The organism is Serratia liquefaciens (assembly GCF_027594825.1).
Classification (GTDB): Bacteria; Pseudomonadota; Gammaproteobacteria; order Enterobacterales; family Enterobacteriaceae; genus Serratia; species Serratia liquefaciens_A.
In genome coordinates this window covers 1,603,161-1,618,179 of the sequence record NZ_CP088930.1, presented here as the reverse complement: position 1 = coordinate 1,618,179, position 15,019 = coordinate 1,603,161, and the positions used below count along the sequence as shown (strand labels likewise).

General features: G+C 55.1%; 13 protein-coding genes. 8 read left to right on the top strand and 5 right to left on the bottom strand.

Going from position 1 to position 15,019, the window contains the following annotated elements; all coding sequences use genetic code 11:
- The first annotated feature begins 331 nt into the window (after positions 1-331).
- From LQ945_RS07360 to LQ945_RS07345, 4 genes are all read left to right on the top strand, one after another.
- Positions 332-1,678, top strand: coding sequence for an MFS transporter (locus tag LQ945_RS07360; RefSeq protein WP_270102609.1), 1,347 nt, complete (start codon positions 332-334; stop codon positions 1,676-1,678).
- 42 nt (positions 1,679-1,720) lie between these two features.
- On the top strand, positions 1,721-2,857 hold the full coding sequence (locus LQ945_RS07355; protein ID WP_270102608.1) for an FAD-dependent oxidoreductase: 1,137 nt from the start codon (positions 1,721-1,723) through the stop codon (positions 2,855-2,857).
- 137 nt (positions 2,858-2,994) lie between these two features.
- Positions 2,995-3,852 carry an alpha/beta hydrolase gene (locus LQ945_RS07350; protein ID WP_270102607.1) on the top strand — a complete coding sequence of 286 codons (858 nt, stop codon included), beginning with the start codon at positions 2,995-2,997 and terminating at the stop codon, positions 3,850-3,852.
- 145 nt (positions 3,853-3,997) lie between these two features.
- Positions 3,998-4,537: a GNAT family N-acetyltransferase gene (locus tag LQ945_RS07345; RefSeq protein ID WP_270102606.1), complete on the top strand. Its 540-nt coding sequence runs from the start codon at positions 3,998-4,000 to the stop codon at positions 4,535-4,537.
- A 10-nt stretch (positions 4,538-4,547) separates the two neighbouring features.
- Here LQ945_RS07345 and LQ945_RS07340 read toward each other — a convergent pair whose 3' ends face one another.
- Positions 4,548-4,922 carry a winged helix-turn-helix transcriptional regulator gene (locus tag LQ945_RS07340; RefSeq protein WP_270102605.1) on the bottom strand — a complete coding sequence of 125 codons (375 nt, stop codon included), beginning with the start codon at positions 4,920-4,922 and terminating at the stop codon, positions 4,548-4,550.
- 124 nt (positions 4,923-5,046) lie between these two features.
- Here LQ945_RS07340 and LQ945_RS07335 point away from each other — a divergent pair, with 124 nt between their 5' ends.
- The gene (locus tag LQ945_RS07335) at positions 5,047-5,880 is read left to right on the top strand and encodes an enoyl-CoA hydratase/isomerase family protein (protein ID WP_270102604.1); all 834 of its coding nucleotides are present in this window, start codon (positions 5,047-5,049) and stop codon (positions 5,878-5,880) included.
- 74 nt (positions 5,881-5,954) lie between these two features.
- Here the strand turns inward: LQ945_RS07335 and LQ945_RS07330 are convergent, their stop codons facing one another.
- Both LQ945_RS07330 and LQ945_RS07325 read right to left on the bottom strand, forming a co-directional pair.
- Positions 5,955-7,736 carry a hybrid sensor histidine kinase/response regulator gene (locus LQ945_RS07330; protein ID WP_270102603.1) on the bottom strand — a complete coding sequence of 594 codons (1,782 nt, stop codon included), beginning with the start codon at positions 7,734-7,736 and terminating at the stop codon, positions 5,955-5,957.
- A complete protein-coding gene (locus LQ945_RS07325) occupies positions 7,733-8,365 on the bottom strand; it encodes a LuxR C-terminal-related transcriptional regulator (RefSeq protein ID WP_270102602.1) in 633 nt (210 codons plus the stop codon). The genes LQ945_RS07330 and LQ945_RS07325 overlap by 4 nt, the downstream gene beginning before the upstream one ends.
- A gap of 178 nt (positions 8,366-8,543) precedes the next feature.
- Between LQ945_RS07325 and LQ945_RS07320 the strand changes: the two genes are divergently transcribed.
- Both LQ945_RS07320 and LQ945_RS07315 read left to right on the top strand, forming a co-directional pair.
- Positions 8,544-8,858, top strand: coding sequence for a lipoprotein (locus tag LQ945_RS07320; protein WP_270102969.1), 315 nt, complete (start codon positions 8,544-8,546; stop codon positions 8,856-8,858).
- A gap of 218 nt (positions 8,859-9,076) precedes the next feature.
- Positions 9,077-12,145, top strand: coding sequence for an autotransporter outer membrane beta-barrel domain-containing protein (locus LQ945_RS07315; protein WP_270102601.1), 3,069 nt, complete (start codon positions 9,077-9,079; stop codon positions 12,143-12,145).
- Between the two features lie 94 nt (positions 12,146-12,239).
- Here LQ945_RS07315 and rluF read toward each other — a convergent pair whose 3' ends face one another.
- Together rluF and LQ945_RS07305 are read right to left on the bottom strand one after the other, a co-directional pair.
- Positions 12,240-13,025, bottom strand: coding sequence for a 23S rRNA pseudouridine(2604) synthase RluF (rluF, locus tag LQ945_RS07310; protein WP_270102600.1), 786 nt, complete (start codon positions 13,023-13,025; stop codon positions 12,240-12,242).
- Positions 13,026-13,114: 89 nt separating this feature from the next.
- Complete coding sequence (locus LQ945_RS07305) at positions 13,115-13,561, bottom strand: winged helix-turn-helix transcriptional regulator (RefSeq protein WP_270102599.1); 447 nt, start codon at positions 13,559-13,561, stop codon at positions 13,115-13,117.
- A gap of 93 nt (positions 13,562-13,654) precedes the next feature.
- Here LQ945_RS07305 and LQ945_RS07300 point away from each other — a divergent pair, with 93 nt between their 5' ends.
- A complete protein-coding gene (locus LQ945_RS07300; protein ID WP_270102598.1) occupies positions 13,655-14,881 on the top strand; it encodes an MFS transporter in 1,227 nt (408 codons plus the stop codon).
- The last annotated feature ends 138 nt before the right edge of the window (positions 14,882-15,019 follow it).

Below are 15,019 nucleotides of genomic sequence, written 5' to 3'. Positions count from 1 at the left end.
TTTCCTTTTTCTGACGCCCACGAAATATTCCTTTTTCACGCCCCGCTGTATTCATTTTGGTTATACCAAAGATCCCTTTTTTGATTATTCCCTGATATCAGCCCAGCCCTATACTCGATCCATCCTTGTTCTCTGGAAAAACCTGCCCCTGCAGGCTGTCCAGTAAAACCCAGGGTTATGCATAAGATCCGGAACTGAAAGAAGGTAACTCATTACTAATCAGTATGTTGACACCATTTCATTCGCCGGTTAACCCCGAGTTTTCCAGCCGGTGGTGGCGTGCGTTTCATGATGCAAGCTAATAAAAAAACAAGAAAAGAGGATTTTTGCCATGAACAAACAATCCGTCACCGACATTGTCGATCAAAGTCCGCTTGGTGGTTTGCAGATAATGACGCTGGTCTTGTGTTTTATTGTATCGATGATTAATGGTCTGGATGCCAGCGCGATGGGTTATATCGCCCCTGAATTGGCTCAAGAATGGGGGATAGATCGCGCCGAGTTGGGGCCTGCTTTCGCCGCGGGTCTGTTCGGCATGCTACTAGGCAGTTTCATTTGTGGCCCTGCGGCGGATCGTTATGGGCGCAAAACGGTGCTGCTGATCTGCTCGGTTATCGTCGCTTTAGGCACCCTGGGTTATGCCTTTTCCTCATCGATTACCGTGCTTGTGGCACTGCGTTTGCTGACCGGTATGGGGTTAGGTGGCGTATTGCCCGGTTGTATCACCCTGGTGTCAGAATATTCGCCCGTTCGCTGGCGCATGCTGCTGGTCACCCTGAGCTTTTCCGGCTTTACCCTGGGTATGGCGCTCGGCGGTTGGGTGGCTGACTTGCTGCTGCCGTTGCTGGGCTGGAGGGGCTTGCTGTTTGTGGGCAGCATCGCACCTTTGGTGATGCTGCCAGTGCTGTATTTCATGCTCCCCGAGTCTATCTGTTTTCTGGCCAACAGGCCGCAACAGAGGGCTAAATTACTGCGGATCGTCGAGCGGATTGGCGGCCAGATGAATTGGCAGTCCGTGGTCTTTACCGACGGCATGGACAGAAAGCCCGGAGAAAAAAGCCAGAAGCTATCGCCCGTGGTTGCTCTATTTTCTGAGGGGCGAACCGAGCGTACGCTTCTACTCTGGCTGACCTTTTTCTGCTGTTTGTTCTCGTTTTACCTGCTGAGCAATTGGCTGCCAACGGTATTACGCGGCAGCGGTTTTGACGCTCATACTGCTTTATATGTCGCCGCAATGCTGCCTTTGGGGGGCGTTGTCGGCGGCATAATCACCGCTGTGCTCATCGATCGTATCGGTATCGCCAGAATTCTCCCGCCTTTAGCGCTTTTGGCCTCCTTCGCGTTGCTGGTTACCGGCAGCCAGCTTGGCAGTTCGACCGGTTTGCTGGTTTGCGTATTTCTTGTGGGGTTCACGCTGACCGGCGCACTGAACAACATCAGTATTTTGAGCGCGGGCCTCTATCCCACCATGGCGCGGGCGACCGGAGTGTCATGGGGGATCGGCGTGGGTCATATCGGTTCTATCCTCGGGGCTTACCTCGGTTCTTGGCTGTATGCCGCGGTGGGCGATTTGCAGAATTTTTTCTTTTGGATGGCGCTTCCCGCGTTCATTGCCGCTTTGGCGTTGTTCTGCATGACCAGGAGAAAGGATCTGTTTGCGGTGCAGGCGGGTTCTTAACGACGGGTAACGATCAAAAACAAACAGGGCTGAGGAGAGGGTATGAAGCAACTGCATGCAGAAATTGCTGGGGCAGGTATCGCCGGGCTTACGGCAGCGGCGGCGTTAGCCCAGCGTGGGTGGAGCGTAAGGGTGCACGAGCGTTCACCTCACCTGCGCACCTTTGGTGCGGGCATCTATATCTGGAGTAATGGGCTGCGTGTGCTCGAGGCGATTGGCGCCTATGACGAGGCCATGGTGGGGGCACATGAAGGGGCCCAGTTCCAGACCCGCGATCGCTGCAACGCGACCATGGAGGATATTCCGATCAACGGCAGCGGCGCTCCACGTCTGGTTACCATTCTGCGTGAGCGGTTACTGCTGTCTTTGCTCAATGCCGCTCGCCGCGCCGGGGCCGAAATCGTCAGCGATTCTGCGGCGGTGGGGGCGACACCGGACGGCAAGCTGTTGCTGGCGGACAAACGGGCGTTGTCAGCAGATTTGGTGATTGGCGCTGACGGTATCCATTCGCGGGTGAGAGAGTCGCTGGACCTGCTGATGTACCGCAAGCCGCTGCACTATGGCGCGGTCAGAATGATGTTGAAGCGCGATGACGATGACGTACCGCCTGCAGATCGTTCGAACTACATTGAGTACTTTTCGGGGACAAGGCGGATCCTTTATACGCCCGCCAGCGCGACCGATCTGTATGTTGCGTTGTGTTGCGCTGAGGACGATGTGGATGCCTATCAGCTGCCGATTGCCCCGGCACTTTGGTGCAAATCCTTCCCACACCTTTCCGGCCTGATCGCACGTTTTGGCGATGCCGGCCGTTGGGATGCGTTTGAGGTGCTGAAGCTCAAAGCCTGGAGCAAAGGGCAGGTGGCGATCCTCGGTGATGCTGCCCATGCGATGCCGCCTTACCTCGGTCAAGGGGGCGGTTGCGCACTGATGAATGCCCTTGGGCTGGCGGTCAGTCTGGAAAATAACCGGAATATCCCGGCGGCACTGGCGGCCTGGGAGGCGCAGGAACGGCCGCTGACCGAACATACGCAGGACACGGCGGAACGCATGGGGCATATGAACCTGTGGCCAGACGACGTTCGATCGGCCGTTTTGCGTATCACCGGGCGCTGCGAGCAAATCGGCGCAGAGCGTATGAAAACCGCGTTGAGTCTGCCTACGGGCACTTTGGCGTGATCATTGAAGCTTATCTTTGGTTTCGTTCCGGGAACGGGGGGCAGATTCATCATGTTTTTTGACGCCAGAGCCGTTTGGGAAAGGGTGGTGTTCATCAGGGAGGTTGAAAAATGACGCTTTTGGCAGACGAAGTATTTATGGATCCGACACGCCTCAATGAGGACTACGATGCCCGCGCTACGGTGGGCGTTGAAGGATTCGCCAGAGAAATGGCGCGTTATCGCTCGCAGTCCGAAAAGATGAAATCCTCCTATGGCCGCCATTTAGATGTCACCTGTTGTAAGGAGAGCGGCCAGGCTCTGGATATATACGGGCCAAGGGGGAATGGGTCGCTACTGCCCGTTTTCATTTTTATTCACGGGGGGTACTGGCGGGCGCTGTCGAAAGACGATTCCGCGATGATGGCGGGCACATTGGCGGAAAATGGCATTGCCACGGTGGCTATAGATTATCCACTCGCGCCGGCAGCCGGCATCGGTGACATTGTCCATGCCGTACGCAGTGCCGTGGCGTTCATTTGGCGGCGAGGACATGAGTTTGGGCTGGATCCGGATCGGATCTCGCTAGGCGGCAGTTCTGCAGGAGCCCATTTGCTGGCAACCCTGCTAGCCCCTGGCTGGCATGCAGCCTTTGGTGTACCGAACGATCTGGTGAAGTTCGCTTTTCCCATTAGCGGGCTTTTTGAACTGGCACCCTTGATGAAGACGCACGTACAGGAATGGCTGGCACTCTCCGATGCCAGCGTTGCCGATTACAGCCCGATGCGTCATATCCCTGCGCCGGGATGCCCCATCACCGTTGCCTGGGCTGGAGGCGATCCTCCCGGTTTCAAGCGCCAGTCTGCGGCCTATGCCTCATTGTATAAAGCGACCGGTGCGGAAACGGATCTGCTGGAGGTGCCCCATTGCAACCACTTCGATGTGCTGATGGAATGGGCCGACCCGACTTCTCTGCTTTCCCGAACGCTGATCTCGGGAATATCACGCCATCTTTGACCGCTTCCCACTCACTCATTTCTACGGTTTGGGTTGGGAAAGATAATCTTTCATATGTTCACAACGCCGGCAAACCCCAGTACTTTATATCCTTGTATCGGTGGTTAGCCCACCGCCCAATTTTGCAAGGGTCGACGGAGGTTCTGTGACGGCATTGCCAATACGAATAGTATTACCTGACGAACTCGAAGCGTCTTTAAGGCCACTGAGACCGGATGATGTTCACGCCTGGTCGGCGTATTTGAGTGAGCCTGGCGTCACGGAACATACCAGTTGGGGTGATGTCGGGCCGACGGATCTGGAGAAGCTCGTCGCCGATTATGCCAAAGGCAGGGATGCGATTCGTTGGGCTATCGTGGACGCGAATGACAGTTTGCTCGGGACGGTGGGGCTGAACGAAATATCCCGCGATCACGGCCGGGCTGAAATTGCTTACGATCTTGACCCGCGCCACTGTGGCCGAGGTTTGGCGACGGCGGCCGCGAGAGCCGTTATACATTGGGCGCATACGGCTCTGGGCCTTCAGCGCGTGCAGGCCACGGTCCTGGAGAGCAACCTATTGTCGATTGCCGTGCTGGAGCGGGTAGGTATGCAACGCGAAGGCTTGATAAGGCAATATCGCCGGGTACGCGGGCAGGCTCGAGATTACTGGATGTACGCGGCTATTCAGAACAAGGAACAGTGAGGCTGTAGCCTCACTGTTCAAGCTGTTGGCTTTGCTCATCATAGCTGCGCTGGCAGGCCTGAATCGCTTCCATATTTCCCATCGTCCAGTCAAACAAGATAGAGAACGGCCCTTGCAATGATTGGCCTAGCGGCGTCAGCGAATACTCGACGCCGAGCACCCGCCCATCCAAAACCTTGCGGTTCACCATGCCGTTACGCTCCAGCTTGCGCAGCGTCTGGGTGAGCACACGTTGAGTGACGCCATCAAGACGACGCTTGATCGCATTGAAGCGCCGTGGCTCACGCAGCACCTCCAGCACCATCATTGACCATTTGTCCGCGATCTGATCGAGAATAATTCGGCTCGGGCAGTCGGCACGGTAGACAGTTTCATTCGTCTCCATCGGTATCCTCCAGCATCCCTGGGATGCTTCAAGTGCGTAATTGACGCCAGGTATGCAAAGTATACCATTCGATCGACGGCGCGAAAATCCAGCACCGATATCCCAGGCAAACAAGGACATTGACATGAAAGATACCGATTTCAGCAAACTCAGCTTGTCTCATGCGAAGGGTGTATTGACGGTCACCCTCAATAATCCGCCGGTCAACGTGCTTGATGTGGCTTTGATGTCGGAGATCAGCCGCTTACTGCGTGCCGTGCGTGACGACCCGGACACTCGCGTGCTGGTTTTCCAGAGTGCGGATCCGGAGTTCTTCATTGCTCATGTCGACATGACCTTAATCGATGAGCCAAATGCCTTCGACGAACTGGCGCGCAATGCGCCGGAAGGGCTTAACCCCTTCCAGGCATTCGGTGAGCTGCTGCGCAGCCAGCCCCAGGTCACTATCGTTAAGCTTGCCGGACTGGCGCGTGGGGGCGGCGCAGAATTCGTTGCGGCGGCGGATATGGCCTTTGCCGCCGAAGGGCGAGCAGGGCTGGCTCAATGCGAAGCCTTGATGGGCATTACGCCTGGAGGGGGCGCGACGCAATATCTGACGGATCGCATGACGCGTGGCCGCGCACTTGAAGTGGTTCTGGGGGCCGATCTTATCGACGCCGCCACCGCAGAACGCTATGGTTGGATTAACCGCGCCTTGCCCGCATCCGAACTCGACGACTTTGTCGCACGCCTGGCGCACAACATTGCGGCACTGCCCGAAGGGGTTATCGCGGCGGCCAAGCAGGCGATGCCAGCGGCAGATCTGCGGGAGGGTTTTTATCGTGAGCATCAGGCCTGGGCGGGACTTTTTGAACGCCCTGCAGCGGAGAGACTCATTCGGGGTGGGCTTAAGGCGGGCGCTCAAACCAAAGTGGGTGAGCGCCACCTCGAAGGTCTGTTGCGCAATCTTGGCGCTTAAGCGGCAGTCTGAATCTTGCCGATGCCGGAAATGGAGCGCCGGCAGAGCAAAGCAGCGATTGGGCCAGGTGCCGGCTAGCAGGATGACCACTGCGAAAGCAAGGCGTGCAATTTTGCGGGTTCCAGCGGCTTTCTTAACACCAGATAACCTTCCTGTTCGGCCTCTTGCAAAATGGGGGAGTTGAATTCCCCGCTGACCATAGCGCCGCTGGTGTCCGGCAGGCGTTCGAACAGCGCTTTCAAGATATCGAAGCCGCTTTCGCCGGAGCGGAGCCGTTGATCGCAAAGCACGGCGAAGGGGGTAAAGCCTTCGTCGATAATCGCAAAAGCCTCCTCGGCGGAGGCGGCGCAACGCACCGTGATCCCCCAGGTACTCATCAAGCTGGACCAGGCGGAGGTGACCAGCGGATCATCGTCCACCACCAGGCAGGCGCCGCTCAATGACTCATAGCGGGTAGGGATCAGGCTGTGGCTATAGGCGTTGAGGTTTTCTGGCGCTTTCACTTCCCCGGTATAGAGGGCAAAACGCATCCAGAAATGCGATCCTTTACCTTCCACGGAGCGCATGCCGTATTTCACCTTCATCAATTTGGCGCAGCGGGCCACTACCGCAAGGCCTAACCCGTGACCGGCGCTATCGATTTTCCACGCCAGTTCAGGGCGATAGTAGGGGGAAAAGATTTTGCCTTTTTCTTCGTCGGCAATGCCTACGCCGGTGTCCCAGACTTCGATCAGGCATGCTCCCTTTTGTGGGCGGATGGCGATCAACACACCGCCTTTTTGGGTGTAGCGTAGCGCATTTTGTATCAGGTTAATCAGCGACTGTCGGATGAGCAACTGATCGCCCATCACGGCAATGCGTCGCTTGGGGCGCCATGTCCGCAAGGATAACCCCCGGCTGTTCGCTTCTTCGCGAAACAGGGTTATCACGGAGTCAAGCAGGGTTCCAATGTCGACATAGGTGGTGGCGGTGCTGACGTTGCCGGACTCAATCTTGCTCAGATCGAGTAAAGAATTGAACATCAGGTGCACGGAGCGCACGCTCTGCTGAAGATCCAACAGTTGCGGAGTCAGAGAGGCATCGCGGTTTTTGTGAATGATGGCCTCGATCAGGAAACCCATGGCATGCACCGGCTGGCGTAAGTCGTGACTGGCGGTGGTCAGAAACTGGTTTTTATCGAGCAGGGCTTGTTCCGCTTCCTCTTTGGCCTGACGGAATTGCTCCGCAAGGCGGGAGCTCTTTTCTTCAAGACGGGCTTGCTGGATAAAGAACTTATGAGAACTCAAAGCGTGGCGGTAGATGGCGAACCCGTAAAGCAGGTTGAGCATCAACACAATGAGCATGACATCGTTTAAACGCCAGATGATGCCAACGTTAAGTATGCCCCAGCAGGCAAAGAAGAAAAGGGTAAAGGTACTGATGATGGGCGTCAAATGGGTTGCGTTTGCCGCGACGATGGCCGCGATGCTGATATTTAATAACAGGAAAAAGTCGAAGTTATTTATTTGTGGCGTTATTAAATATAATGAGGATATGCCTACTCCATGCGCGAAAGCGACTTTGTTAATTCGGGGGAGCCAGCGATTAAGAATAACGCCAGCATCCTCTTTTTCAGCTTCACGTTGGTATCTTCGATGCCATAACCGGATAGCCAAAGCACAGCATAAATACAGCGCTATCCAGATGATGATCGGCCACAGCGGTTCCACCAGTAAATAAATCCAAATGGCAAAGGGGATGCCGACGCAGGGCACGGCGCTGAAACTAAAGACCAATCGAATAAACGTATTGTTCAATAATCGGATTTGTGCGCGTGGCGAAATGCCATCATCTTGTAAAGATTGAATTAGTTTCATTCGGATGGCCCCTGCCTGCCATGCAGTAACGTAATGGCTTCTACCCGACTGTTTACGCCTATTTTTTTAAGGATATTGCTGATGTGTTCTTTGACCGTGGGTTCGGAAATAGCAAGCTGAGTGGCTATTCTCTTATTAGGAAAGCCGCGCATCATCATAGTCAAAACGTCAATTTGTCTCGGCGTTAAATTAAAATGTTGAAGATGGTTTTTGGCAGTGGAGGTATCCAAAGAATTATCCATAGGGAACCAGTTTTTATTTTCCAGCAGCGCAGCAACGGCTTTGGCGAATAATTCTGGCGGCTCATTTTTCAGCACGAAACCATGCCCCCCGGCATCACTTACCTTTTGCCCTATTTCGTTGTTCTCATCACCGCTGACCACTAATAATCTTACCTGTGGGTAAAGCTGTCTGATCTCTTTGAGTAATTTTAATGCCGTGCCATCGGATAACCAAAAGTCGATGACGATTAAACGCGGAGCGCCATTTTCCAGAATGTGCCGATAACAACTCTCCTCGTTCGTCATCACGTAGGCATGTTTAAATCGACAATGCGTATTCAGGAAATTGGCGATGCCGCTTGCCACCAACGGATGGTCATCAACGACCAACGCATAATCCTGCCCCAAGGGTATCTCCTTTTGCTAGAACCTATCAGATTGGTCTGATGACTTGTTATTTTCAACCCTCCCTACTTTAGGAGGGTTTTTTCGGTTAGGAAAGGGAAATATATTATTCAGGGATTTTGATAAGGTAAAACATAAAGCCATTCAGCATTTGGATCTGTTTGGTTACAAAGGACAATTTATGAGAAAACCACTTATCGCATTAACTGTTACGCTTCTGGTAGCTGGCTGTTCCACATTGAAAACCGATCAGGCAATACCGCTATTGCAGGCGGAAACGGCCAAAATGCTGGGCTTGGGCTCATCGGATGAAATTACCGTCACCAATGTTAATGGTGCCCAACCCGACGCCCTTGGCGGGCAAAAACTTTCTTACCGTGCTACCACGGAGAAAGGACGAATCTTTGACTGCTCCTCGATGATGATGCCGGGTATTTTAGGTTCAGCCCCGTCGTTAAGCGCACCAAGCTGTACCCCGGTCGTTACGCATAAATAATTCACCTGACGCGTTTAGCGAGGGTGGATGATCAATACCGATCCGCAGTCCCCATAATTTTGGCATCGAGACGTTAGCGCTGGGGGGCAATAAGCTAGTGTCTCGATGACAAATCAGCCTGTGTTCTCGCAAACGCGCCGCGCATCCTCTAATGCATTGAGTTTTTCATATAAATAATAACTTTGATGGCATCAAGATAATTGGGCCGGAGAGAAAACATGAAAGATAAAACATCGCATGACTTAGCGGTAAGAAAACCGCTTTCGAAAGTTTACCTCGCACTTTTTTCCGCACCGTTGATATTGATTGGCCCCGCCGACGTGGCACGTGCCGATGATGCTATTTTTGATGGTGAATCACGTATTACAGAATCTTTGACTTACACCGGGGATGTTTACGTCGGCCGTAATCAAAGCGGAAACCTGTTGATCGATAATGGCCAAATCAATGCCTATAACATCAATATCGGCCGTCGTGCTAATGGTCAGATATACGAAAGCCTGGTCACGGTCAAAGGGCCGAACGCCGTATTAAACGCGATCAATGACCAATCCGTCATGCACGGCAGTCTGAATCTGGGGCTGGGGACGTTAAGGGTAGAAGAGGGGGGATTGGCGACGGCGGAAGAGATTATCGTCGGCACCACCGGGGGATACGACAGCCATCTTAATGTCAAAGGGGCCGGTTCCCAGGTGATCAGTGAAAGACTCGGTCTCGGCTTCGGACAGGGCGCACGTTCAACCTTGCTGATTGAAGATGGCGGGGTAGTGACCACCACGGCCGCTGCCAGAATCGACAGCGGTTTCCGTCCCGACGAGGCTGACAAGCTAAACCCCAAAGCCACGATAACCGGCAATAACTCTCTGTGGAATATCACCCAGTCGCTCACCGCCAATGGCGATGTGGACGTGCTGAACGGCGGTGCGGTCAACGTTGGTAGCGCGGAGATCGCCGGTGTTTCAGGCTCAAGAAAAACCGCAGAGCTTTACATCGCCGGCAACGGTTCGCGCTTTACCAGTGCGGGCAATGTCAACGTGGGGGATTATGGCAACGGGGTGCTGTCGGTTGTTGATGGCGGCTCATTCTCTGCCGGCAGCAATGAGTTGCGGCTGGGGGATACCGGATCCGGCTCTAACCGCGGCGCGTTGGTTATCGGCAGCCGCGGCAATATGGATACCGGCACCGGCTTGACCGAACCTACGCTCGGCGCGGCGGGCGGTGCGGGGACTGTCGATGCCCAAACGGTGGTCAATCTACGTGGCGGGTTGTTCGGCAGCTACGTTTACTTTAATCACAATTCAGATAACTACGACTTCCGCAACAAGATGGTCGGCGAAGGCGAAGTCATCAACACGGCCGGTCAGACGACGCTGAGCGGCGACCTGACTCAACTCCAGGCGAATGTGACCGCACGCGGCGGGAAAATCACCATTGCCAGCGACATCAATACGCAGCAAGAAGACAACGTTTTCGATGTGCAGACGCTGAGCGCCGAGAATGGCGGCACGCTGATCCTTAACGCCACTGCCGGCTCCGACGTCAGCAATGGTCTGGGTTACAGCAGCGCCGCGTCAATCAAAGCCGGCGGGACGCTGGGTGGTAACGGTACCTTGGGGCAGACTGAAATTCAGTCCGGCGGCCACATTTCCCCTGGCGACGGCAACATCGGCACACTGACGCTGAAACGTTATCTGAATTTCCTGGGTGAATCCTTCTACGATGTCGATATCGCCGGTGATGGCAGCAGCGACAAACTGGTCGTTGCAGGCAAAACCACCATCAGCGATCTGGCCAAGGTGCAGGTGACAGCGTTGGATCCGCAAACCAGCTATCAAACCGGCCAAAGCTATCGCATTTTGACCTCGGACGGCGGGATTGACGGTCGGTTCGCTGAAGCCGTCTCAAAATCTGCATTTTTGGATGTCGCACTTAACCACAGCACCAACGCCGTGGATCTGACGATTGCGCAAAAGGGCGGTAACCCAGGCGAAGGCGGCAATCCGGGCGAAGGCGGCAATCCGGGCGAAGGCGGCAACCCAGGTGAAGGTGGCAATCCGGGCGAAGGCGGCAACCCAGGTGAAGGTGGCAACCCAGGTGAAGGTGGCAACCCAGGTGAAGGTGGCAACCCAGGTGAAGGCGGTAACCCAGGCGAAGGCGGCAAGCCCGGTATTTTCCAGACGGTCACGCAAACCAGTAACCAGTGGAATACCGCCGGTGCGCTCTCGACGTTAGCGCAAAGCGGCCCTTCGTTGGCTCTGTATAACTCCCTGCTGTTATTGAGCGCGCCGGAAGCGCGCGATGCGTTCAATCAACTGTCTGGCGAGGTCTATCCGTCCATCCAGTCTAATTTGATCGCCGGCAATAACATGCTGCTCAACGTGTTGAATCAGCGCATGCTTCGCATATTTGATAACGATGCATTACCTGTTCCACCGTTGGCGATGACGCTGGTTCAACCGGCTCAGGCTGAAAATAACGGCGTTTGGGGGCAGACGTTCGGCTCCTGGATGAGAAACAGCGGTAACGACAACGTTGGAAAATTGGACGGCCACACCAGCGGTTTCCTGTTGGGCGCCGATCGTAAGCTTGCTGACCACAGTATCCGCGTTGGGGGATACGTGGGCTATAGCCGCGGCGACTATGATGTCGATAGCCGTCGCTCCAGTTCCGACAGCGATAATTACCACCTGGGTCTGTATGCCGCAGGGCAGCAGGATGCCTTCTCCCTGCGCGGAGCGCTGGGCTATACCTGGCACCGACTCGAAAATGAGCGCAACGTTAATTTCGGCAATTACTCGGATCGGCTCAAGGCGGACTATGACGCAGACTCACTGCTGGCGTTCACCGAAGCGGGTTACCGTTTTGGCCAATTGGACGCGAATATCGAACCGTTCGTCAACCTGAGTTATATCCGTTTGCATACCGATAACTTCCAAGAGAAAGGCGGTGCTGCGGCGCTGAGCGTCCGTAATGAAACGATGAATACGTTCTATTCGACGCTGGGCGTACGGGGTTCCACCGAGCTGCCGAAAAACGTCAGCCTTTACGGTTCATTAGGCTGGCAGCATGCTTACGGCGATAAAAACACGTCATCGCGTATGGCGTTTGCCGGTAGCGATGCGTTTATCACGCAGGGGCAGGCGGTAGATGACAATCTGCTGGTGGCGGACGTGGGGGTGAGCGTGAAACTGTCGCGCTCCACCTCGTTAGATCTTGGTTATCAGGGGCAGTACGGTTCTGATACCCAGGTCAATTCGGTCAATGCCAACATCCGATGGTCATTCTGATTCACTGAGGAAAAGGGCCTTCGGTATTGAGATGTCGTTGGGCAACATGCAGTTTTATCTGGTTGCCTGGCGATATCTCTGCTCCAGAAAACGTTCACTCCGTATCGAGACTTTCGCTGACATCTGGCGCTTGCGAAACGGGCTGGCGAACATCCTCGCAAGATGAGTGCTCAATCAGCTTAAACAGCTCGCTCTTTTCGTCACTGGTCAAGTCTCGCCATTCGCCCAGCGGCAATCCTGTCAGATCGACATTCATAATGCGCACACGCTCAAGTTTGGTGACTTGATAACCAAAGTATTTGCTCATACGGCGGATTTGGCGGTTAAGGCCCTGAACCAGCGTGATGCGAAACACCTGCGGCGCAACTTTCTCCACCCGGCATTTTTTCGTTACCGTATCCAGGATGGGAACACCCGCGCTCATTCCTTGAATAAACGCGTCGGTCAGCGGTTTATCGACGGTAACCAGATACTCTTTCTCGTGGTTATTGCCGGCCCGCAGGATCTTATTGACCAGTTCGCCGTGATTGGTCAGGAAAATCAGCCCTTGGGAATCTTTGTCCAGACGGCCTATAGGAAAGGTGCGTTTGCTGTGATTGACGAAATCACCGATGTTATTTTGCACGTGCTTTCCCATGCTGGTGATGACGCCCACCGGCTTGTTCAGCGCGATAAGCACCAAATCTTCCGTATTACGTGGCTCAATCCGCTGGCCGTTAACTTGCACCACGTCCCCGACAAATACCTGCGCCGCCACGGCGGCTAACCTGCCGTTGATGAAAACGTTGCCCTGTTTGATATGACGATCGGCGCAGCGGCGTGAACAGATGCCGCTGTCGCTAATGTATTTGTTAAGGCGAATGGATGGTTGAGTCAGCATGGTTTCCCCGTAAAACGGGGACTATACAGTAACCCGGAAGGCGCCGCGACTGCGTAGACGTTTGACCAGCGAAAGTGACATTCCTGGTTTTACTCACCCACCTTGATCACCTGAGTATTCAGAGGGGTGAGCGTTTGCCCGGCGCTGCCGGTCGGCGTCATGCGCGGGATCGGCTGGCCGCTGTCGCTTTCGACTAATGTTGAATGTGCCTCTTGATCGGCAAACAGATGGTCTTCCCCCCATTGGCGCAAGCCGACAATCACCGGGAACAGGGCTCGGCCCTTGTCGGTGAGAATATACTCCTGATAAGCGCTACCGTCCGAAGCCGGCGCGATCTCCAGAATGCCCTGTGCCACCAGGGTACGCAGCCGGGTGGAGAGAATATTTTTCGCCATCCCCAGCCCCTTTTGAAATTCACTGAAGCGGCGCACGCCGTCGAAAGCGTCGCGCACAATCAACAGTGACCACCAGTCGCCAATCACATCCAACGTCCGTGCCACGGGGCACGGCGCATCTTCCAGGCTTTTACGTTTCACGTTATCCCTCCTGTTGCACGATCTGGTTGCATTATAAAACCTCTGCGCGTAATGTCCATTGAGTTTAATAATGAAACCACTTTGGAGTGAGCGATGAGTGACAAAACACTGGATCCGATCTGCGTATCTCAGGCGCAGCGGCGGCTGCCGGCTTCGCTGGTGTTGCTGCTGGCCGGCGCCAGCGCTTTTAGCGTGGCCAATGTGTATTACGCCCAGCCGTTGTTGGATGCCATAGCCCAGGAATTTGCTATCAGCGTGGCGTCGGTGGGGATGGTGATCACCGCTACCCAGCTTGGTTGCGCATTGGCGCTGTTGTTGGTGGTACCGCTGGGGGATCGCATTAATCGCCATCGGCTGTTAGCGGTTCAGCAACTGTTGTTGATTGCCGCATTGTGTATGGTCGGTTGGGCAAACAGCAGCCTGCTTATGCTGATCGGCATGTTGCTGGTGGGGTTGTTGGGTACCGCGATGACACAGGGACTCATCGCTTTTGCCGCCACGCTGGCGGCACCGCATGAGCGTGGTCGGGTTGTGGGGGCGGCGCAGGGCGGCGTGGTGCTGGGTCTGTTATTGGCGAGAACCCTGTCCGGCGCGCTGGCAGACGCAGGAGGCTGGCGTACGGTGTATTTTTTTTCCGCCGGCGTGACGCTGGTGTTGCTGCCGATTCTGGCACGTTTGCTGCCTGCACCGAACACACCGCCTTCAACGCTTGGCTACACCGCCTTGCTGCGTTCGATGCTGACGCTGTTGCTGCGCGATCGCACGTTGCAAATTCGCGGCATGCTGGCGCTGCTGATGTTTGCGGCGTTCAGTATTTTCTGGAGCGCATTGGTGCTGCCGCTGAGTCAGGCACCGTTCAACTTTTCGCATTCGGTGATTGGCGCCTTTGGCCTGGTGGGCGCGGTAGGGGCGCTGGCGGCGGTACGAGCAGGGCACCTGGCGGACCGCGGCTTGGCACAGTTGGCGAGCGGCATCTGCCTGCTGCTGTTGGTGCTGGCCTGGCTGCCGCTCGGTATGCTGGGCTATGGCCTGGGATGGTTGATTATCGGCATTGTATTGCTTGATTTGGCAGGCCAAGCCATTCATGTGCTGAATCAGAGCCTGATTTTCAGCGCACATCCGCAGGCGCATAGCCGGTTAGTAGGCGTCTACATGCTGTTCTATGCCATTGGCAGTGGGCTCGGCGCTTTTGCCAGCACTCACGTATTCGCCCTGGCGGGCTGGCAGGGAGTGTGCTGGCTGGGGGCGGGCGTCAGCTTTATTGCCCTGGTGTTCTGGGGGCTGACGCTGCGTGCGATGCCGACGGCGTCGGAAAAATGACGGCGTTCTTGATTCTGCCGGCCCCTTGCTGGATCCGTAGAAAGAGATGACCTGAGGGGGGATCTTGCCCGAGATTGCCAGATCCCTTCTGTTCTGAGACCGAAGTCACACATAAAATCCAATGCCCCCATTGTTTGT